This window comes from Dyadobacter chenhuakuii (assembly GCF_023821985.2).
Classification (GTDB): domain Bacteria; phylum Bacteroidota; class Bacteroidia; order Cytophagales; family Spirosomataceae; genus Dyadobacter; species Dyadobacter chenhuakuii.
The window spans coordinates 3879367-3901170 of sequence record NZ_CP098805.1; the positions used below are offsets into that span (position 1 = coordinate 3879367).

Consider the following 21804-nt stretch of genomic DNA (forward strand, 5'->3'; position numbering starts at 1 on the left):
CCGGTGGATTTTTTGTCCAGATATGAACGCGAAATTGTGCGTTTTTGAACATCTTGAATTTATAAATATGGCTTTTTGGCGTTCTGATCACACTTTCGTTACTGGTAAGGTATTTGTCTGACATTTACATAACTAATACCAGACAATGAAAGGAACTTACCTCGGAGAATTTGAAGAAGTGGTTTTACTGGCCGTTGCCATAAGGACGGGTGATGCTTATGGCGCCGCTGTGGTAAACGAAATTGAGCAGCAGCTCGGACGGACAGTTAACCTGGGCGCTGTGCACACTGCCCTGCACCGGCTTGAAGAAAAGGCGCTTGTGAAGTCCGAAATGGGTGGTGCCACAGGTGAGCGGGGCGGAAGGAGCAAGCGGCTTTATGTGGTAACGGCAACCGGCCGGCGCGCATTGGAAGAAATCAGGCAGCTTCGCAACCAAATGTGGGACACCATTCCAAAAATAGCCTGGTCATGAGCGCTTCCAAACCTGCCAGTAAAGTCCCGCCACGCTGGGCAACATGGCTGCTGCAATTGTTCTGCCCTGCGCACCTGGCCAATGAAATGGAAGGTGATTTATATGAGCTGTTCCAGCAACGGATTCAGGCAATAGGCTTGCGTGAGGCCAGGCGGCGCTACGTTATGGATGTATTTAGCCTGTTGCGGCCTTCACTCATGAGAGATAAATCAACCCAATATCCAAACCCAAGCCATACAGATATGCTGCAAAACTACATGAAGATCGGCTTTCGCAATCTTGCAAAAAATCGTACTTATTCCGGCATCAACATTGTTGGCCTGTCCATCGGGATGACAACGGCCATCCTGATCGGCCTTTGGATGTGGGATGAGCTTTCCTACAACAAATATCATCAACATTATGACCGCATTGCCCGCGTGATGCAGCATCAGACTTATAACGGGATTACCAATACTTTTCCTGCCACTCCCCTGCCCATGCGAGCTGCTTTACAAAGTGAGCATGCTAGCGATTTCACGTATATCGCATCTTCGTCATGGACTGAGGACCATATTTTAACATCTGGCGAAAAGAAAATTTCCAGAAAGGGCAATTGCGTTGAGCCCGATTTTCCGTTTATGATGTCGCTGCGGATGATCAAAGGCACAGCCAGCGGTCTTGATAACCCGGCTTCGGCATTACTCTCCGAATCAGTTGCCGAAGCTTTGTTTGGCGAGGAAGACCCAATCAACAAAACAATAAAGGTTGACAACAAAGATTACTTCAAAATTACCGGCATTTATGAAGACCTTCCTTACGGGACGGAATTCCATGATGTGACATTCCTACTGCCCTGGAAGCACTTTCTGGAGGAAACACCCTGGGTAAAACGCTCGGAAACCAATTGGGGAAATAATTCTTTCCTCTTGCTGGCACAAATCGCGCCGAACACAAGCTTCGACCAGATCAACGCAAAAATTGAAAATATCAAAGCCCGTCATGCAAAAGAAGAAGCCAGGTTTAGTCCCAAAGCATTTCTTCACCCAATGAGCCGCTGGCATTTGTATTCCGAGTGGGAAAATGGCGTGCCGGTCCGCGGACGGATACAATTTGTATGGCTGTTTGGAATCATTGGCGCATTTGTGCTGATGCTGGCCTGTATCAACTTCATGAACCTGTCCACTGCCCGGTCGCAAAAGAGGGCCAAGGAAGTCGGCATTCGCAAGGCAGTGGGCTCCCTGCGTAGCCAGCTGGTGGCACAGTTCCTTGGAGAATCGGTGATGGTCGCAATATTTGCATTCATTCTGGCTTTGCTATTGGTACAGTTGCTATTGCCTTGGTTCAACCAGATTTCCGATAAGCAAATTACATTTCCGTGGACAGATCGGACAAGCTGGATTATTGGTCTGGGTTTTACGCTCATGATCGGTATTCTAGCTGGCAGTTACCCCGCAATCTATTTGTCTAGTTTTCGTCCGATCAAAGTCCTTAAAGGTGCCGGTTCGTCCTTGCAGGTCCAGGCAGGTCGTTTTGCGGCCTTACCGCGTCAAACGCTGGTTATTGTCCAGTTTACAGTTTCTATCACGCTGCTAATCGGCACTTTGGTTGTGCTTCGCCAGATTCAGTATGCCAAAGACAGACCGGTGGGTTTCGATCGTTCGGGATTACTGTCCGTTGAAATAAAAACCCCGGATCTGCAAGCACATTCACAGCCGCTCCGAGATGAATTACTCCAAACCGGTGCTGCTATCGATATTTCTAAATCTTCGAGTCCGACTTCGGAGGTCTGGAGCAGCGATGCAAGTTTCAACTGGACCGGCAAAGATCCCGACCAGCTTGGTGATCTGGGAACTGTTGGTGTCACCCACGATTATGGTAAAACTGTTAACTGGAAAATCAAGCAGGGACGTGACTTTTCGCGCGCTTTTTCTACCGACAGCGTTGGCATGGTGATTAATGAAAGTGCAGTCAAATTTATGGGACTCAAAGAAGCCGTCGGAACCCGCGTGCAATGGAATGGAGATCAGTATACCATTATCGGCGTGATTCATGATGTGGTTACCGGTTCGCCGTTTATGTCTATCCAGCCCACCGTTTTTATGCTGAAAGAAGACTGGACTTCCTTCATTCACATCAGGCTTAATCCGGCTATTCCGACTCGGGAGGCACTTTCAAAGCTTGAACCTGCTTTCAAAAAACATAATCCCGGAAGCCCTTTTGAATATAAATTTGCCAGTGATGAATATAACCGGAAGTTCCAGGCGGAAGAGCGAATCGGGCAGCTCTCGACAACTTTTGCGTCTTTGGCAATTTTTATTAGTTGCCTCGGTCTTTTTGGCTTAGCTACGTTCTTTGCCGAACAACGCCAGAAAGAGATAGGTATCCGAAAAGTCCTTGGCGCTTCCGTGGCTAACTTATGGCAACTGCTTTCCAAAGATTTCCTGACCCTGGTAATGATATCCTGCCTGCTGGCGACACCCATCGCATATTATCTCATGCACGACTGGCTGCAACAATACACTTATCAAACAGCATTATCCTGGTGGATTTTTGCAGCAGCCATTGCAGGCGCTTTTGTCATCACCCTCGCCACAGTCAGTTTTCAGGCGGTGAAGGCTGCCATTTTGAATCCGGTGAATAGTTTGAAGAATGAATAACAGTTAAATGTGCGTTGCGAATAAATTATCATCATTAGAACAAAAACTTGTATTTCAATAAGAAATATCTTTACTTCATGCCGTATGTCACCGTTTGCCTATTCCTCTATCTTTTATGAAAAAGTTGCTTTACGTGTTCATCATGTCGGTTTGCCTGCTTATAGGCTGTAAGAAGGATTCCCCGGTTCTTGAAATTGCACCACAACCTGGTCCGACTGCCGAAGGAAAAATGATAGCAGCGACTGAGCTGTTGAAAGGTCTCAGGGTTAAAGGGTCCGAAAAAATCACTTTCGATTCGCTGCATAATGCTTACCTGGTAAGTTTTCCGCAGACATATAATGCTTCACAGGCTGAGGTTACGTTTTCTATGAAACCAGGGGTTCGGTTGAAGTACGAGACGAACGACCTGACAACGGACAGCGTCATCACCTATAATTTTCAACGTACGTCCCCGCTGTATTTAACTTTGCAGGATCTGGCGGACAACGATTTTTCTAATCCATATATTTATTTTAATTTTTCCGGAACCCCTGATATTGAGTTACTTCAAAAAGAAATTGCCGTTAATGCGGATGCGATCAAGCTGCCTTTTAAATTCAATGTTAAGGAAGGAAGTTCGCCTGCTGCGCCCAATTTCAATGGCCCCTTTGTTAAAGTTACTGATAAAAAAACCGGCCTTTCCGAGGAAGCAGCCTTTTATGTGGAAGACCCGAGCATTTATCTGGCAAATACACTGGAACTAACGACCAACGCCCCGCTGACTTTTGAAATCAAATTCTTCAATCAAAACCCTGTTGTTTTCGAGGGGATCCGATTTAAACGCGCCTTGCCAACCGTCCGTGCTTTTACTTATTTTCCATTCCAATACACACGCCAGGATACCATTAAGGCAATGGGCGGCTTCTTTTTACCAACTGAAAAATACACAATGACCATCTCCGGCGTTTCCCTGCCAGCCCCGGTTACGCTGCCTGTCCGCATGCATGACGTACACACATTAATGCGCGACAAAATTCCCGCTAATTTGCCCGACGGGTCCTATCTGCTCTCTTTTTATGAGAAAGACCAGTTGCTGGGAAAGGGGGCCGTTCATCTGGGCAAGGCGGATGAAAAATCTCTCGAATCCATTTGGAAAGGCGATCTGAATCAAAGTCTTGACAGGAATGTCGAGCAGCTTTCTTTTAGCAAGGGCGACGTTTTCTATGCCAAGCCGTCACCGCTGATGTTCACATATCCCCGGGTTAATTTTGATGTAAACCACCTTCCGCGTCTCCGCCTCAAATCTTCCGAAAAGACAATCGACCTAGTTCCCGAACTGGCGGTGTACAACTGGGGGGCTGCCGGTGTCAATTTTGCGGTTGGGAAATACACGATCCCTGCAAATCTGCCCTCCGGCACATATACTGTGACTGGCATTTATCCGGACAAAACAGTTTCAAAACCCTATTGGTCCAGCATTAAAGTCAAATAGCTCAGAGAGCCGACTCAAATCAGCTTGTCCGGCGTGATAGGCAGCTCCCGGATTCGTTTTCCGGTTGCATTGAAGACTGCATTTGCAATTGCGGGCGCTACGCCTATGATCGCAATCTCGCCGAGTCCTTTGCTCCCTACCGGATCAGCCAGCAAGTCGGGTTTGTTTACAAAATACACATCAATGTCAGGCACGTCGGCATGAACCGGCATGTGGTAATCCGCCAGGTCTTTGGTGACGTATCGTCCATAACGGTGGTCCATTACCGCATCTTCTGTCAATGCCATTCCGATGCCACCCGTAGCGCCGCCGATCATCTGGCTTGCCGCGGTTTTGGGGCTTACGATGGTGCCCGCATCCGCGCAGCAAACGATTTTTTTCACGCGCACCTGGCCTGTGAACGGATGCACGTGAACTTTGGCAAAGTGCATGGAAAATGCATACATTGAATATTTAGTGCGGTTTTCGTCAGGTTTGGACTCGTTGGTGGTTTCTATTTTTTCAATGTTATTTTGTTTATATAAATCGGCGAGCGTCGTTTTTGCAGACTTGCCACCGAGCTGCAATTCATTTTTATCAAACATCAGATCATCAGCCTTTGCAGAAGTGAATGCTGCATTTCCCTTGGCCGCTGCCATGGTTATGAGCTGTTCTTTTAGTGCATTACAAGCAGCAAGCACTGCCGGCCCCACGCTATTCACAGTCGAAGAACCTCCCTGCAATCCTGCATTCGGAAATTCGGAACTTCCTAGGTGAAATGTTATTTTTTCGGTTGGAATGCCCGTAGCATTTGATGCGATCTGCACCATTGCCGTTCCGGTACCCGGGCCGATATCGGTAATTGCGCAATGCATAGTAAGGTTGCCTTCCCTGTTCAGCTCTGCATGTACAGTGGCCGAACTGCGGTTTGCGCCAAATGTGCCCGTGCCCATTCCATAGCCTACAAGCCATTCTCCCTCACGCACTTCGCCTGGTTTCAGTTTCCGGTTTTCCCAGCCAATGCGCTTTTTACCTTCTTCATAACATTCCCGCATATATTTGGTAGACCACGGCATTTTCTTGTCCGGATCGGACTCCGTATAGTTCGCAAGCCTAAAATCGATCGGGTCCATTCCGATGGAGTGCGCCATTTCGTCCATGGCAGATTCCAACCCAAAAGCACCCGTCGCTTCACCCGGCCCACGCATCCAGATGGGTGTAGCAAGGTTGAGTGGTAAGATCCGGTAGCGCGTGCTTATGCTGGGCGAAGCATACATCATTCGCGTCTGCAGCAAGGTGGATTCGGTGAATTCTTCGTAGCTCGACGTCTGCCCAATGGATTCGTGGTTGATAGCAACCAGTTTCCCGTCTTTGGTCGCGCCCATTTGTATTTTCTGCCAGGTGCGCGGGCGGTAACCTACCATTGTGAACATTTGCTCACGTGTCAAAACCAGCTTTACAGGCCTCTTCACCTGTTTGGCTGCAATAATAGCAGCCGTTTCGTGCGGCCAGTTATGCAATCCATTCCCGAATGCGCCGCCTACGAATGTGGTAATGCATTTCACATTTTCTTCGGGCAAATCCCACTCTTTGGCAAAATTTTTCTGCGTCATTTTTGTGCCCTGCACTTTGTCGTAAACCGTCAGCTTATTGTCGGCTTCCCAATGTGCAATGATTGCCTGCAACTCCATCGGATTATGCATTTCCGTAGGCAACACATATTCCGCCTCTATTTTTACAGCGGCATTTTGGAATGCGTCTTTCTGTCCCCGGTCATAATCCGCAGTCGGTGATTTTGGGTTTTTCTTGGCAGATTCAGGCAGCTTTGCATTTTTAGCATTTGCTTCCAGGTCGGTCTGATGTTGCTCCTTATTATACTGGACCTTGACTAGCGACGCCGCATGCTGCGCCTTTTCCAGGCTCACTGCAACCACCGCTACAATGGGCTGATCATTGGAATAAATCTTATTGTCAAAAAACACGCGCAGTGGCTGGCCATTGGTCGACGGCTCCGAAGGATGCTCGCCTTTGGGCTGGTAACCCGGCACTTTGATCGCATTCAAATGCGAAATCACCGCCAGCACACCCGGGGCGCGCTCGGCGGCTTTGGAATCAATGCTTTTAATGGTGCCTTTGGCGATCCGGCTGCCAACCAGCACGGCGTACGCCATATCAGGCAATGGATATTCGGCTGAGTATTTGGCTGCGCCGGTCACTTTCAGGCGCCCATCCACCCGGTCGAGTGGCTTATATTCTTTTTTATCGAAAAATGCTTCGTTCATGATCTTGGAATTCAGGGTTAGGATTACACCAGGTTAGCGGCATTTTTCAATGCTTCTACAATCACATTCGGGCCGAGTTTCAGCTTGAATGCATTGTATTTAAAAGCCTTAGCACCTTGCATGGCAATTTCGGCCGCCTGCCTGAAAGTCTCTTCGGTGGCTGGTTTGCCGATCAACGCTTTTTCCGCTTCTTTCAAACGCCACGGCTTATGCGCCACACCGCCCATTGCTAACCTTGCTTCCTTAATCACCTTTCCATCCAAATTCAGAGCTGCCGCCACCGACACCAATGCAAAAGCATAAGAAGCACGGTCGCGGACCTTCATATAATGGCTGTTTTTACCAAAAGCATTATCCGGAATTTCAACTGACACAATCATTTCATTGTTCTGAAGTGTGTTATCTTTTTCGGGCTGGTTGCCCGGAAGCCGGTGGAATTCTTCAAACGGGATCCGCCTTTCTCCTTTCGGGCCTGCTACCAGCACGGTCGCATCCAATGCTACCAGCGCTACGCACATGTCGCTCGGATGCACGGCAATGCATTGTTCACTCGTCCCGAAAACGGCGTGCATACGGTTTAATCCTTCTAATGCGCCGCAGCCTGAACCCGGTTCGCGTTTATTGCAGGGCAGTGCTGTGTCATAAAAATAGTGGCAGCGCGTTCGCTGCATCATATTTCCGCCAACCGTGGCCATATTCCTGATCTGCGGCGATGCGCCCGCATTCAATGCCTGTGAAAGCAGCGGATGTTTTTCAATGATCAGTTTGTGTTCGGCCACGCGGCTGTTTAGTGCCAGGGCGCCGATGCTGATCTTGCCATTCTGCTGTTGTATATCTTTGAGGGGGATCTGGTTAATGTCCACCAGCTTGGTTGGTGCGGTAATGTTCCGCTTCATCAGATCCACCAGGTTCGTACCTCCGGCAATGAACTTCGCATTGCTGCTGTTGGCCAATGCATTCACAGCTGCTTTCGTGGTTGCCGCGCGTTCGTATTGAAATTGTATCATGATTTCTGCCCCCCGTTTTTAACTTCCTGAATCGCCTTCACAATGTTGGGATATGCTCCGCAACGGCAGATATTCCCGCTCATGAATTCCCTGATGTCTTCTTCGTTATTCGCGTGCCCTTCGTTAATACAGGCCACTGCCGACATGATCTGTCCCGGCGTGCAGTAACCGCACTGGAAACCGTCGTGCTTGATAAAAGCTTGCTGCATCGGATGCAGCTGTTCGCCCTTTGCCAATCCTTCAATGGTTGTCACTTCCTGGCCTTCATGCATAATGGCCAGGCTCAGACACGATAGCACGCGCTCCCCGTTCACATGGACCGTACAAGCGCCACATTGGCCATAGTCACAACCTTTTTTGGTTCCGGTCAAATTCAGCTGCTCACGGAGCACGTCCAGCAGTGTGGAGCGTGGTTCCAGGTTAAGCTGTTGTTTTACACCATTCACCTTGAAACTCACAGGCGTAGTTTCCAACGCCAGGCTGATCTTTTCTCCTAAATCATGCTTTGCTGCTTTCGCAACTGTTGCGGGTGCAACAGCAATGGCGGTGAGGATGGAAGTTGTTTTAAGAAAGTCGCGCCGGGAATCGCTGCTATGCAGCTTTTCCGGCTTTTCTGATGCGTTGTCTTGGTTCATGGTGAATGTTGATTGGTGCAATACTTACTTCTTGATGGAAGCCAGGTCAATAACGAAACGATATTTCACGTCGCCTTTGATCATGCGTTCATAAGCTTCATTAATTTCCTGAATGTCGATCATTTCAATGTCTGCCACAATGTTATGCTCGCCGCAGAAATCCAGCATTTCCTGTGTTTCTGCAATACCACCGATCATGGATCCGGCAAAGCTTTTACGTCCCTGGATCAGGCTGAAAGCTGCAACCGGCAGCGGATTTTCAGGCGCTCCTACCAATGCAAGCGAACCATCCACGCGAAGCAAACTAATGAATGCGTTAATATCGTGCTCCGCCGAAACAGCATCGAGAATGAAGTTCAGCTTGCCTGTGTAAGCGGCCATTTGCTCTTTGTCTTTTGATAAAACCACTTCATCGGCTCCCAGTCGCTTCGCCTCCGCGAATTTCGATTCGGAAGTCGTGAATGCAACCACATGCGCGCCCATTGCTTTGGCAATCTTGATCCCCATATGGCCTAAACCGCCGATCCCTACGATCCCAACCTTCTGACCAGGCCCCACATTCCAATGTCTTAATGGAGAATATGTTGTAATCCCGGCACATAATAATGGCGCTGTTGCCGCCAGATCAAGGTTTTCGGGAATGCGTAAAACGTAATTTTCATCCACCACAACACTTTCAGAATAGCCGCCAAAGGTGGGTGTCTCCAGAAATTTATCCGGCGAATTGTAGGTGCCCGTCATGCCTGGTTCGCAATATTGTTCCAGACCTTCCTGACAATACTGGCACTCGCGACAAGAATCCACAATGCAGCCTACACCCACCGTATCGCCTACTTTGAATTTGCTCACATGATCACCTACACTAATGATTTTACCAACAATCTCATGGCCCGGAACGCAAGGATAAATTGTGCCGCGCCATTCGTTTCTGGCCGTATGAATGTCGGAATGGCAAACTCCGCAATATTGAATTTCGATTTGAACGTCGTGCGGAGTTGGAACTCTGCGGCTGATGTCCATTGCATTTAAAGGTGCCTGTGCTGCTGTGGTGCCGTATGCTTTGATATTTGTTGTGTCTGTCATGATATTTGATACTTGTAGTTAAATCTGTTTTACAACTTTTGCAGGAATGCCTGCGACAACCGTGTTCGCAGGAACGTCGCGGCTTACCACCGCGCCTGCTGCCACTACTGCATTTTCCCCTACCGTTACACCCGGCAGAATCGTTGCTCCTGCCCCTATCCAAGCATTTCGTTTGATAATGACTGGTTTGGGGATCAATGTCGTGCGGTCATCGGGATCAAGCGGATGATTTTCGGAAGTAAGGTTCACCCGCGGGCCGATCTGCACATTATCTTCAATGGTTATCCCACCAATGTCCAGGAACGAGCAGGCGTGATTGATAAAAACGTTTTTACCCAGCTTAACAGACTTTCCGAAATTGGTGTAGAAAGGAGGAAAAATCGTCGTTGATTCGTCGATTTCCGTGCCTATAATTTCACTCAATTGCGTTCGGACCTGATCCAATTCTGTTGCGGTCGCATTCATTTGCACACATAACCGGATTGTCCGGGCAACTACTTCCGCGAATTTCCCATATTCAGGATCATCTTTCTGAAGCAGTTCACCGGCCTGTAACCGCGTGAAAATGTCTTTTTCTGTACTCATTGACTGTTATTTCAATTTTTTAAAGATTTCCGGCATCGTCTGCGAATCAATTGCATTCATATCTATCAATTTCAATGCCTTCACCATTTTCAATGTTGTTGTTTTGTAATGCTGGAAATGTGGGGTTTTCAAATGCGATTGGTACGCTGCGCTGTCGGCATAGATCTCCACGATCCGGATCTGGTTGGGCTGCTCTTTGATATACATTGGAAAAATAGCCACCACACCCGGCTCCTTTTTGACAGACGCTGCGGCTTCTTCCTTCAAAATCGCATTATACTCCGCCAGAAATTCCGGCACGATCTCGATTTCAGAAATTCGCACCATCGGCTGGTTTTGAGCAACCTGTGCACTTACTACGGTTGCGCTCAGCATGAGAACGAGAAGCGGGATAAATTTATAAAGGCCCATGATAATGATTTTGGTGTTTGAAGTTGTTATTACAAAGCTCGCGAATACTGCCTGCGCTATTTTATACAGGTTACTGGAATATTTACCACTTTTACTGATTACGTCTGTAAGATAGAATCGGTTTTGCGGCAGGTGCTATATTTGATCTGGAAAATTCTCAGATTATGGAGCAGGTAGAAAGAATAGATACGGTAAAGCAATATAACAACTGGATCGGTGTGGAGACGCTGCATCCGCTGGTGAGTGTGATCAATTTCAGTGAGATACCGACCGTGCAGCACTTCCGGCGCTATATGGGCATTTACGCCGTGTTTTTCAAGAATATCAAATGTGGCGACATGATCTATGGTTGCCAGCCTTATGATTATGAGGACGGAACGTTGGTTTTCATATCGCCCGGACAAGTTTACGGGATCGATAGCAAAGGAGTTGCAACCAAACCGTCCGGTTATGCACTGGTTTTCCACCCCGACCTTATCGCCGGAACGCATTTGGGAAGGGTTATTAAGGATTATTCCTTCTTTTCCTATGAGGTGAATGAAGCATTGCATTTATCAAAAAAAGAGAAGGAAACGATTGTGGATTGTTTGGAAAAGATCAATGTTGAAATAGACCAGAATATTGACAAGCATAGCAAAACCCTCATTGTTTCTAACATTGAGCTGTTCCTCAATTACTGCATGCGCTTTTATGATCGTCAGTTTATCACAAGAAGCAATGTTAATAAGGATATCCTGGTGCGGTTTGAGCAATTATTGAATGATTATTTCAAATCAGGAAAATCGCAGACGTCCGGCTTGCCAAGCGTGGCTTACTGCGCCGAGGAGCTGAATTTGTCTCCTAACTATTTTGGTGATTTAATTAAAAAAGAGACCGGCCATACTGCGTTGGAATTTATTCAGTCCAGGTTAATTGATGAGGCCAAAGTTAAGATGTTTGAAGGCAGTCAATCACTGAGTGAAATTGCTTACCAGCTCGGGTTTAAATATCAGCAGCATTTTACAAGGCTTTTCAAGCAAAAGACCGGTGTTACGCCAAATGAATACCGGAATCTGAACTAAAATTATCGCCATTCACTCGGCCATTCTTCTGGCTGGCCCGCAGCACTGCGGAAACCTACATTGAATATATTCAGAGTGTTGTATTGAAATGATACTTCGTTTTGAGCTTTATGTACAACCTTCGAAAATCTGGGATTTGATAGGACAAATCACCATCCCATCACGAATTGATGATACGGCTAAAATTTGCACCTTTCTGGCTGTTATGTCCGAATAAGGTCAAAATATAGTCAGTAGTCGTCAAAAACCGTATTTTGTTTAGCATTATTTAAGCTTAAAATTGTATTGTAATTTGATGCACTGCATAATGCGGCGCATGTCTTTACGTATATTACGTATCGTTAGAACGCCAGAAAGAAAACCTTCATTGGTTTGGGCTATGCTATGTCCATTACGGTCATTAAAACAGAGAAAGGATTGGTGCGCCTCGAAAAAAATAGGATTTAAATTATTTAAAATATCATAAAACAACAACAAATACATCTATATCAGTAACAATTAACTAAACCGGTAACATTATGATTACAAATAGACTTACTCCTCTCGCGGGGTTTGGCAGACCGCTTTGTGCCATGCTGATCGCGGGATCCATCTTTACCGGCCAGGTGAGGGCGGCTATACACCCGCCAACCACGGCTGGTATGGAGCTTCCGGTAAAGGCAGAAAAAGTACTGAAGGGAAAAGTGCTGGACAACAACAATGCAGCATTGCCCGGCGTAAGTGTCGTGGTTAAAGGAACTTCTACCGGAACTATTACGGATCCCGACGGAAATTTTGAATTGAGAGCAGAAGATCAGGCTGCCACGCTTGTCTTTTCGTTTATTGGTTATGTTACCCAGGAAGTCGCCATTGGCAGTCGGTCGAATTTCGATGTTGTGCTGGCTGTTGACAGCAAGGAACTTACGGAAGTGGTTGTGGTTGGATACGGAAGTCAGCGTAAAGCAGACATTACCAGCTCAGTAGTGCGTGTTACGCAAGAGAATTTTGTAAAAACCCCTGCCGTGGATGCGGGACAGCTTTTGCAGGGAAAAGTAGCCGGTCTTACCATTTCAGCCCCAAGCGGTGACCCCACCCAGGGCTCTCAGATCCTGCTTCGGGGAAATACAACATTGCTGGGTGCTAACTCAAATCCCCTTGTGCTTATTGATGGTGTTCCCGGCGACCTTAAAACCGTAGCGCCTGAGGATATTGAGTCAATAGACGTTCTTAAGGACGGTTCTGCGGCTGCGATCTATGGAACGCGGGGCACCAATGGCGTAATCATTGTCACTACAAAAAGAGCCAGCGGCAATTATAACAGCACGGTTGAGTACAACACCTCTTTCAGCACACAAACAGTTGCCCGGAAGCTTGACCTCCTCACAGCAGCGGATTATCGCGCGCACATTGAGCAGGGCATCCGCGAGCCTTCGTGGGACCTGGGCGCGGATACAGATTGGATGAAAGAAATTTCTAAAAAAGCATTGAGCCAGGTCCATAATCTTACGTTCAGAGGCGGAAGCCACCGTACCAACTATCTTGTGAACCTTAACTACCGATATCTGGACGGTATTTTTATCAAATCTGAAAACAAAACCTTTAATGGACGCGCCGATGTAAACCATACCATGTTGAATGATAAACTCAACATTAATCTTGGTTTCATCAACTCATACAACAGCTATCCGACCACCGGCGATGGGGTAAGTTTCAACGGATATACCTATCGCCAGGCAATCATCCAGAATCCTACCGCACCATTACGAAACCCGGATGGAACCTGGTTTCAGCAAACGGGGATCTTTAATTATGATAACCCTGTGGCACGGTTGCAGGAAAGTGATGGGAAAAACAACTCCCAGAATACCAGGATAACATCCAATATCAGCTACAGTCCCATTGAAGACCTTAAACTGTCGGCCCTGTTTTCCTACAATCAATACAATCAGAACCGTGGGTATTCAGAAACGAAGAGCCATGTATCTGCACTGCGCGACGGGCGTAATGGTTATGCCTCGATTGGGTCGGTGCGGTCGGTGGATAAGCTTATGGAGCTTACCGCCCAATATTCCAAAAACCTGAACCGTCACAAGTTCTCCCTGCTGGGCGGTTACAGCTATCAGGACAACTCGTTCTCGGATTCTTTCATGCAGAACTGGGATTTCCCGACTGATAAGTTTTCCTATAATAATATCGGCATCGGAGACGCATTGAAAACCGGACTTGCGCCGATTGGCAGCTCCAAAAGGGAAACGAACCTTATCGGCTTTTTTGCAAGGGCCACTTACAACTTCGACGACCGCTACCTGTTGCTGGCAAGTATCAGACACGAAGGTGCGAGCCAGCTATATGGCGCGAAAAACCCTTGGGGAACATTCCCGGCCGTTTCACTGGGATGGCGTATCAGCAACGAAGCATTCATGAAAGGCCAGACGATCTTCGACGACCTGAAACTCAGGGCCGGTTATGGTGTTACGGGAACGCAGCCTAATAACCTGTTCCTCGGCGTGGCGATCCTGAATTATCAGAAGTTCTTTTACAGCAATGGCAAGTGGGTGCAGACATTGGTTCCTGCCCAAAACCCGAATCCCGACCTGAGATGGGAGGAAAAGCATGAATCGAATATAGGTCTTGACTTTGCGATCCTCAAAAACAGGATCAATGGTAGCATTGATTTTTATAACAGGAAGATCAAAGGGCTTTTGTATGATTTCCAGGTGCCCAGCCCGCCCAACTTGTACACATCTACCCGCGCTAATGTGGGCGTGATGGAGAACCGGGGACTGGAACTGCTGGTGAACTTCGTGCCGGTGCAGACCAACAATTTTACCTGGAATTCAAGTGTAAACTATTCGACCAATACCAACAAGCTGGTGAGTCTTTCAAACGACATTTATAAGACGACCAACGACTTTTTTACCACGGGTGCAACCGGCGACCCTGTTCAGACTTTTACGCACATTGTGCGGATTGGCGACCAGGTGGGTGATTTTTATGGCTTCAAGGTGGTGGACATATCCGAAGACGGTAAGTGGATTTACGAAGGCCGCGACGGTCAGCCGCAAAATTACGATGAGTTCCAGCATGCCTTTGAGGACAAACGCGTGCTTGGAAATGGTTTGCCTAAGTTTTATCTCAACTTCAACAATAACCTGCGTTACAAAAATCTGGACCTGGGCGTAACCATGCGTGGGGCATTCAAATACCAGATCCTGAATTACCAGCGGATGTTCTTTGAAAGCACTGGCCTTCAACAGTATAACAACCTGAAATCATCCTATGACAAGGTTTTTGACAAAGCTGTACTCAGCCCAACCATGCCACAGGAATTCAACAGTTACTACATTGAAGATGGTGATTTCTGGAAAATCGACAACATCACGATTGGCTACAACATCCCGAAGCTGAAAACAAAACACATTAAGGCCATCCGGGTTTACGGCTCTACGCTTAACACATTCACTTTTACCAAATACAAAGGCGTAGACCCCGAGGTGGACAGGCTGGGACTATCTCCTGGAAATGACAGCCGTGATAAATATCCAATGACCAGGACATTCACACTGGGGCTAAACTTGTCATTGTAAAAACTCTAAACTTGATTATGAAAAATATACACTTTGGTTTAAAAAGTAAAATTGCTGTTGTAGCGCTGTTGCTGGGCAGCTCGTGTACTGATCTGAAAGACGAAAGCTTCGACCGTATTATAGCCAACCAGTTCACACCAGCTTCCGGTGACGTGGCCTCACTGGTAGGCGCTGCCTATACCAATTGGCGCGATGTGATGCAGCAATGGAACGGGCTTTTCCGCACCCAGGAGATATCGGGGGACCAGCTTGTTATCCCTTCCCGCCCGAATGGCTGGGTGGATGGCGGCGTTTACCGCAGGATCCACGATCACAAATGGACCGCCGACGACGAGATCGCGATCAATAACTGGAACAGGTCTTATGCTGGGATTGCCAATTGTAACCGGCTTATTTTCCAGATCGAATCGGGAAGTATTCCGTTTACAGAAGGGAAAGAGGCGGTAATTGCCGAGCTCAAAGTCCTTCGTGCATCCTATTACTATGTGCTTTGCGACCTGTTCGGGAATGTGCCGATTATCACGCAATTTGATGTGCCCGCAGGTTTTATTCCAAAGCAAAGCACACGGAAAGAGGTTTTCGATTTTATTGTCAAGGATATTCAGGACAATCTGCCGCTGCTATCAGAAAAGAACGATCCGACAACCTACGGACGTTTTAATAAATGGGGCGCACATACGCTTCTTGCCAAAATGTATCTCAATGCAGAAGTTTACACAGGCACACCAGCCTGGGAAAAGTGTATCGAGCAATGCAACCTGGTGATCAACTCCAAGGCCGGATATGCATTGGAAGCGACCCAGAAAGAGGTGTTTAAAACAAATAATGAATCTTCTAAGGAAATCATTTTTGCCATACCTTTTGATATAAAATACGTAACCGACTGGAACGGATTTTCTATTCACATGGAAACATTGCAGCCAGCCAATCAGGCCACTTACAACCTGCTGAACACGCCCTGGGGTGGAATTTGCGCCATTCCGCAGTTTATTGATTCGTTCGACAAGGACGACGAGCGCCTGGTAAGCAACTGGATTCAAGGTCCGCAATATTCGGCAGGCGGAACACCGCTAACGAGTACGCTGGGGGCATACGCGGGCAAACCGTTGAGCTACATTAATCAGCTGCCCGGCGTGGATCAGTCGGAAGAGGTCCATGGTTTCAGGCTTGGGAAATTTGAAATTGAAAAAGGAACCACGGTAAACCTGAGCAACGACTGGCCCTTGCTGCGCTATGCAGATGTATTACTGATGAAAGCAGAATCGTTGCTGAGAAGCGGAAAAGCCGCAGAAGCAGCAACCATAGTGACGACTGTAAGAGCACGTAATTTCAAAGCAAACCCTGCGAAAGCCGTTGTTACTGCTGCGGATCTTCAAAAAGGAAGCACTTATGCTTACGGGTTGAAAAACCACAATACAACTACAAACGAGGGCGGAGCGGATATCAAATTTGGCCGTTTCCTCGATGAATTGGGATGGGAATTTGCACAGGAAGGGCGACGTCGGCAAGATCTGATCCGTTTTGGTGTGTTTACAACCAAATCCTGGTTATCCCACGTGCCTAACGGCGCCTACCGATCGCTGCTTCCAATCCCGAGGCCGGAGCTTAACAAAAATGCAAACTTGAAGCAGAACAACGGATACTGATCCTACCTGCTCATTGTCAGCACATTCCCCGACCGGTCGCCTTTTCTGGCGACCGGTCGTTTGCTTTTAGCAAAGCGCCTTTGCAAGGAAAATCACAGCAAAAAATGTTTCAATCTTCTTTATATGTAACCTTTATTTAATTATATTAAGGATCAAATCATATCATTGTAACAATGGGCACGCTGCTGGTATTTCTGATCGTCTTCATTCCGATGGGTTGGGTATTCTGGCGACTGCTGCGATTCACGCGCAATACAATCGGCACGAACTCTCCGCTTAAAGTGCAACGGATTTACCAGACTACATTCCGCTCGTTCTTTGTCAGATTGGAATCCGTGTTTGTATTGATTTGCCTTTTTATGGGCTTCGTAATTCTAAAAGCTTCGCTCTTCGCAACCTTTTCAGGGCCGGACCCCATGATTGGACGGACGATTCTCATCATCTTTGGCTTTGCCCTTCTTTGTATGGGGATGTTCACTTTTGTGATTGACTTAAATCACTGGCCTTATGCCCGCGGCGTCGTGATTACGACATTACCGGATGAACATGAACTTGATATACAACTCCCCGACACGACCTTACGCATCAAGGAGGGTGACATTCGCAAAATCACGATGTATCATAACGAAGGCAAATTGCAACACGGATTTGCACAATTCCAGCTTAACAACGGCAACAGCTTTCTGCTCCCCTTTAAAACAGAAGGCATATGGGTCATCAATGAATATTTCAAAGGCATACCAATGGAAAACCACATACAGCATGTCCCGCTGATCCGCACAACTTTCAAAAGCGAGGCAACCTATGAATGAGGTTCTGATCGTTGAAAACCGGCGATACGGATGGATAGTCCCTTTCGTCACGTTTCTTCTGGGTATTTGCCTCCTCGTGATAACCTACATGATGTACACCAGTGCAAAATGGGAAGATGAAATGTCGGCCCATTTACCAGTTGTCTGCATGAAAATCACTTACGGGTCAGAGGGCCTAGGAACCGTTAAATATCCCGATCGCATTTACGCTGAATATCTGGGCAAAACCTACAATTTCTCGATGGGAAGAAAGTACTACCGAAGCTTATCAGGCGTAGATACCATCGCAGTCCACTTCGACCCGGCAAGCGGCAAAGCATTCCTGCCAACAACATCCGAACGAGTCAAACATTACACCGGCCTCTACATCCTTTTCGCGGCTGGCGGTTTGTTGTTAATAGGTGCAGGTGTGTGGGAGTTTGTTAAGATTTTCAAGAAGCGGGTTTGATGGGGGGGGTTGAGAAAGATGTTCCGGTACTTGAAACGGCAGAGAATACTAGTTTAGAAATTCTTTCGGGACAGGATTTCTCTTCAGAAACGCCTTCATTTCCTCCGCTTTACGATCGAAAGTTGACTTTCCAGAATTGTTAAAATCATCATAATGGGATGGCGACGTAGGTTGCACAGATGGTATAGCCGAAGAATTTTTCATAAGAAGTAACCCAATGGACGTTTTGGGATATACTGAGCCTTTTGTACCAGTTATTGCCAAATGCCTCAAACCTTTCAGGCTCTTCTCTTTGGCTGTTTTTGAATGTTGGTTAGCCATATTTGTTTTTTTATATTCGACTAGTGTTCGGACCTTTTCAAATTTAACAAAAAAGCATCGTAGTTGGTGCCTAGCTCAAAAGGAACCCACGATCCGTCCCAATCTAGCCAACTACCCATTATTTTTCCATCCACTTTATCCGCTTTAAACCCATAAATATTACAATACGCGATTAACTCATGATAATATGCATTGATACCCATCTGATATTTGCGGGTCCTCAAAGCCAACTCTCCGGGCAAAACCGATCCTGTAGCTGCAATATTAGCGCGCGGATTGCTCCTCAAAAATTCCAGGGCCTTTTGCCCAACCGTTGCCAGTATACGATCTGTGTCACCATTTCTGATTGTAACTTTATCATCAATGTCACCTTTCAGGGTGTTCCAAACTCCAAAACCGACATTATAGAATCTTGTTTCAGCGTCCATCAGTGTAATCCGAATCCGCAATTCAACTGCGCCTAACTCTCCAACACTAAAAAAGTAAAACTCCTGACCTCCAATTTGATGTGTTGGATATGGGATAATGTCCATATAAATGTGTGTTACCAATAAGGCACAAATCTATGTAAAAATCTGTGCAGTTGGCTTTCGCTTGCTTGGGTCAGCGTGTCTATAATTTTATCGGACGTAGGATTTGGCGATACTTGATTTTTCTATACATAGGAACGCTTCACAAGTTATTTCTGTATGCGTTTCGGCTCGAAGATGATCCGGGCCATAAAGCTCATGCCGTCGTTCCGGAAGTTGGTGGGAATGCCCGTTACGAGCCCTAATGCCAGATTCGATGCCAGAACCAATTTCATCTGTGGCCGAATTACTGTGTGGCGGCTCGTGGCCGAAGCCTCATCATTTATCTCAACCCCAACAAAGTTTCCGCTCGGAAGCACGTAATGCATACTGGCATTTACCTGATAAAACAGCTCGCTTTTTGACTCCTCCGGCGTAAATTCCCATTCGGGACCTGTGTAAATCATGGTGTTGATCCGGCTTCCCCACTTTTTGGCAACAATAAAAAACGGGCTGACAGAATTGCCTTTCAGCATGCCCCGGCCATGATTCATGGAATAAAAAGAATGGGTGCGAAATTCATGCATATAACCCGCAGCCATTGACATCTGCTGCTTTTCGGAAACCAGGAAAGTATATTGAGCGGCCAGTTTCAACCCTTCAACGCGGTTTCTAGGAAGCGCCGCCCCTTCCTGTGCCTGGGCCGACCTGTAAAACGAAAACGGCAGCTCTACTTCCAGACCAAGCCTGTTCACGGGTGAAAATTCGTATTCAACAAAAGAATGGTTGACGGTATAATCCTTGTGTCCTTCAACGCCATATCCGACGTTCCATTCTTTCTCTCCTTTTCTGGCGCCCAGATCACGGATAAGATCCATGTAAAGCGGCTCGGCGTGGCGGATTTTTAACGGTTTTGGTTTTTGAACTGTATCAACCTGCGCCGTGGCAGACAGCATTGTAACAGCAAACAGGATCGTTGTGATGATGAAGTTTTTCATGTTTTCATTGTTTTTGATACAATGATACGGGCCAATGTTGGAGGAAATTGGGAATCAGGAGGTTTTTGCTATATCCGTAAAAAAGCCAGGCAATCCTTTGCAGATTGCCTGGCTTTTCGTTTCGAGAACAGCGAATCAGATTCTACTTTTTCAATTCCCCGATCCGCTGGAAAAAGAACATTAGTTCTTTAAATGAAGTAAAAACGTCCGTCGCGCGAAGGCTGTGCCCAAGCTCCGGCTGCGCATGCATGTAGCCAGAATAAATGTCCCAAAGGTCATTCATCCAGCTGGCAGCGCTGCTTTGACTGAGCAACTCCGCCACTTCCCGGCCGTACGCCAGGTGCATCGAATCCAGGGACTCGTTGGTGTTTTGTTGTGTTTGCATAATGTATATGTTTTAGGTTTTAATAAAAAAATGCCCTGTCTAAGGTGTCCTAACGTCATATACAACGTTCGGGGGGCTTTCGCCACACCCACACCATAACAGGGCAATGCTCGCAAGATTCTTCATAAGAGTATATGTTTATAGGAGGTTGAAGATTCGGAAGAAATTTGGAGAAATGCAAGAACCCATCCAATTACATATGGAAGTCGCACCTAACGAGCCTTAAAATTTACCGATCGATAAATGATAGCTAAAAACATTGCCGAAGAATAAATAGATATGGTTTTTTAACCAAAAGATGAAACTTAGGGCCTCGAAGAATTTCGCATTAATTATTAAGCATTAATACTTTTATCGCCCTCCCTTATGCACAAAAAAGACATAAAACTTAATCTACTGAGCCATTCCGAAGCGAAGGTTCGATTACTCAGTGAATACTTAAAGCGTTACATTAACATTATTAGTAATGATGGGTTTACTGAAAAAATCAACATATATGATCTATTCTGCGGACAAGGCCTTTATGAAGATAACAAAGAAGGGAGTCCGATTGTAATACTTCGCCAAGTTCAAGATACTTACAAGTTACTCGTTGAACGTAAAACGGATAAAATCCCAAGTATAGATTGCCAGTTTAACGACAAAGACAAGGACAAGATTGATATCCTAAGAAATGCCATAATCGCACTATCACTGCATAATCCAAGCTCTGGAAATCTTATTTTAACATCACAAGATTATAAAGAGGAAGTTACAAGACTTGCTAGAACATTTAAAAGGACCCGAAATGAAAAGCACTTTGTTTTTATTGATCCTTATGGATACAAGGATATAAGATCAGAACATTTGAAATCTTTAATGGACTGTGGCAAGAAATGCGAGATTCTTTTATGGCTCCCAGTTCAACACATGTACAGATTTTCAGAAAATGGAACTCCCGAAGCACTCTTGGATTTCATTGAAGAGCTTACGCAATACAAGGAATGGGTGCCGAACGACAATGTATGGAAGTTTGTCAATCAGCTAAGGGAAGGATTTCAAAAATCCCTGGGCGAAAAGTATTTCGTTGATCATTTTTCAATCAAAAAGGATGAGAAGACCGTTTTCTGCCTTTATTTTTTTACAAGCCATATCAGAGGATTTGAAGAAATGCTGGAAGCAAAGTGGGAGATTGATACTGAGAATGGACGAGGCTGGGAATTTTCAGGAAACGTTCCATCCTTGTTTTATGAGTATAGAACGAACGCATTAGAGCAAAAATTAAAGGCTTATCTTGCAACAAAGAGGTGCTTTAATAATGATATCTATGAATTCACTTTAAGGCAGGGATATCTACCAAAGCATACAAACGAAATTTTCGAAAGCTGGCAGACGAATGGTCTACTTGACGTTTATTTATCTGAGGGAGTGAAGGCAAGGAAGGGAGCTTTTTATGTCAAGTACTATAAGGCTGGTGACGCTAACAACAATAAAGTATACTTCAAACTGAAATAA

Annotated in this window: 18 protein-coding genes; 9 read left to right on the forward strand and 9 right to left on the reverse strand. The window is 46.3% G+C overall.

The genetic code is table 11. From position 1 onward, the window contains the following. The first annotated feature begins 145 nt into the window (after positions 1-145). The 3 genes from NFI80_RS16050 (at position 146) to NFI80_RS16060 (ending at position 4582) form a co-directional block, all read left to right on the forward strand. Positions 146-472, forward strand: a complete 327-nt coding sequence (locus tag NFI80_RS16050; protein ID WP_235165197.1) for a PadR family transcriptional regulator — start codon at positions 146-148, stop codon at positions 470-472. Next, positions 469-3111: an ABC transporter permease gene (locus NFI80_RS16055; RefSeq protein WP_235165198.1), complete on the forward strand. Its 2643-nt coding sequence runs from the start codon at positions 469-471 to the stop codon at positions 3109-3111. Before NFI80_RS16050 ends, NFI80_RS16055 begins: the two co-directional genes overlap by 4 nt. Before the next feature lie 115 nt (positions 3112-3226). Continuing rightward, positions 3227-4582, forward strand: coding sequence for a hypothetical protein (locus tag NFI80_RS16060; protein WP_235165199.1), 1356 nt, complete (start codon positions 3227-3229; stop codon positions 4580-4582). 14 nt (positions 4583-4596) lie between these two features. On the opposite strand, the gene NFI80_RS16065 is transcribed toward NFI80_RS16060, so the two are convergent. Genes NFI80_RS16065 through NFI80_RS16090 form a run of 6 tightly spaced genes read right to left on the reverse strand, consistent with a single transcriptional unit; the run spans position 4597 to position 10564 of the window. After that, the gene (locus tag NFI80_RS16065) at positions 4597-6843 is read right to left on the reverse strand and encodes a xanthine dehydrogenase family protein molybdopterin-binding subunit (RefSeq protein WP_235165200.1); all 2247 of its coding nucleotides are present in this window, start codon (positions 6841-6843) and stop codon (positions 4597-4599) included. 23 nt (positions 6844-6866) lie between these two features. Beyond that, a complete protein-coding gene (locus NFI80_RS16070) occupies positions 6867-7850 on the reverse strand; it encodes an FAD binding domain-containing protein (RefSeq protein WP_235165201.1) in 984 nt (327 codons plus the stop codon). Then, a complete protein-coding gene (locus NFI80_RS16075; protein WP_233795033.1) occupies positions 7847-8485 on the reverse strand; it encodes a (2Fe-2S)-binding protein in 639 nt (212 codons plus the stop codon). Before NFI80_RS16075 ends, NFI80_RS16070 begins: the two co-directional genes overlap by 4 nt. A gap of 24 nt (positions 8486-8509) precedes the next feature. Continuing rightward, complete coding sequence (locus NFI80_RS16080) at positions 8510-9568, reverse strand: NAD(P)-dependent alcohol dehydrogenase (protein ID WP_235165202.1); 1059 nt, start codon at positions 9566-9568, stop codon at positions 8510-8512. 18 nt (positions 9569-9586) lie between these two features. Beyond that, positions 9587-10153, reverse strand: a complete 567-nt coding sequence (locus tag NFI80_RS16085) for a DapH/DapD/GlmU-related protein (protein ID WP_233795031.1) — start codon at positions 10151-10153, stop codon at positions 9587-9589. A gap of 6 nt (positions 10154-10159) precedes the next feature. Further along, positions 10160-10564 (reverse strand): putative quinol monooxygenase, encoded by a 405-nt coding sequence (locus NFI80_RS16090; protein ID WP_233795030.1) that lies wholly within the window; start codon positions 10562-10564, stop codon positions 10160-10162. A gap of 164 nt (positions 10565-10728) precedes the next feature. Between NFI80_RS16090 and NFI80_RS16095 the strand changes: the two genes are divergently transcribed. The 5 genes from NFI80_RS16095 to NFI80_RS16115 all read left to right on the forward strand — a co-directional run bounded on the left by NFI80_RS16095 (position 10729) and on the right by NFI80_RS16115 (position 18097). Continuing rightward, entirely contained in the window at positions 10729-11625 is an 897-nt protein-coding gene (locus tag NFI80_RS16095; protein WP_235156766.1) for a helix-turn-helix domain-containing protein, read from the forward strand. A gap of 518 nt (positions 11626-12143) precedes the next feature. Beyond that, complete coding sequence (locus tag NFI80_RS16100) at positions 12144-15191, forward strand: SusC/RagA family TonB-linked outer membrane protein (protein WP_235165203.1); 3048 nt, start codon at positions 12144-12146, stop codon at positions 15189-15191. 17 nt (positions 15192-15208) lie between these two features. Then, complete coding sequence (locus tag NFI80_RS16105) at positions 15209-16837, forward strand: RagB/SusD family nutrient uptake outer membrane protein (RefSeq protein WP_235165204.1); 1629 nt, start codon at positions 15209-15211, stop codon at positions 16835-16837. A gap of 173 nt (positions 16838-17010) precedes the next feature. Further along, positions 17011-17649, forward strand: coding sequence for a hypothetical protein (locus NFI80_RS16110; protein WP_235165205.1), 639 nt, complete (start codon positions 17011-17013; stop codon positions 17647-17649). After that, positions 17642-18097 (forward strand): hypothetical protein, encoded by a 456-nt coding sequence (locus tag NFI80_RS16115; RefSeq protein ID WP_235165206.1) that lies wholly within the window; start codon positions 17642-17644, stop codon positions 18095-18097. Before NFI80_RS16110 ends, NFI80_RS16115 begins: the two co-directional genes overlap by 8 nt. A 341-nt stretch (positions 18098-18438) precedes the next feature. On the opposite strand, the gene NFI80_RS16120 is transcribed toward NFI80_RS16115, so the two are convergent. The 3 genes from NFI80_RS16120 to NFI80_RS16130 all read right to left on the reverse strand — a co-directional run bounded on the left by NFI80_RS16120 (position 18439) and on the right by NFI80_RS16130 (position 20310). Further along, positions 18439-18951, reverse strand: coding sequence for a DUF6934 family protein (locus tag NFI80_RS16120; RefSeq protein ID WP_235165207.1), 513 nt, complete (start codon positions 18949-18951; stop codon positions 18439-18441). Between the two features lie 146 nt (positions 18952-19097). Further along, positions 19098-19925 (reverse strand): HAEPLYID family protein, encoded by an 828-nt coding sequence (locus NFI80_RS16125; protein WP_235165208.1) that lies wholly within the window; start codon positions 19923-19925, stop codon positions 19098-19100. A 142-nt stretch (positions 19926-20067) separates the two neighbouring features. Continuing rightward, entirely contained in the window at positions 20068-20310 is a 243-nt protein-coding gene (locus NFI80_RS16130; RefSeq protein ID WP_235165209.1) for a hypothetical protein, read from the reverse strand. Positions 20311-20676: 366 nt separating this feature from the next. Here NFI80_RS16130 and tcmP point away from each other — a divergent pair, with 366 nt between their 5' ends. Then, positions 20677-21804 (forward strand): three-Cys-motif partner protein TcmP, encoded by a 1128-nt coding sequence (gene tcmP, locus NFI80_RS16135; protein WP_235156758.1) that lies wholly within the window; start codon positions 20677-20679, stop codon positions 21802-21804.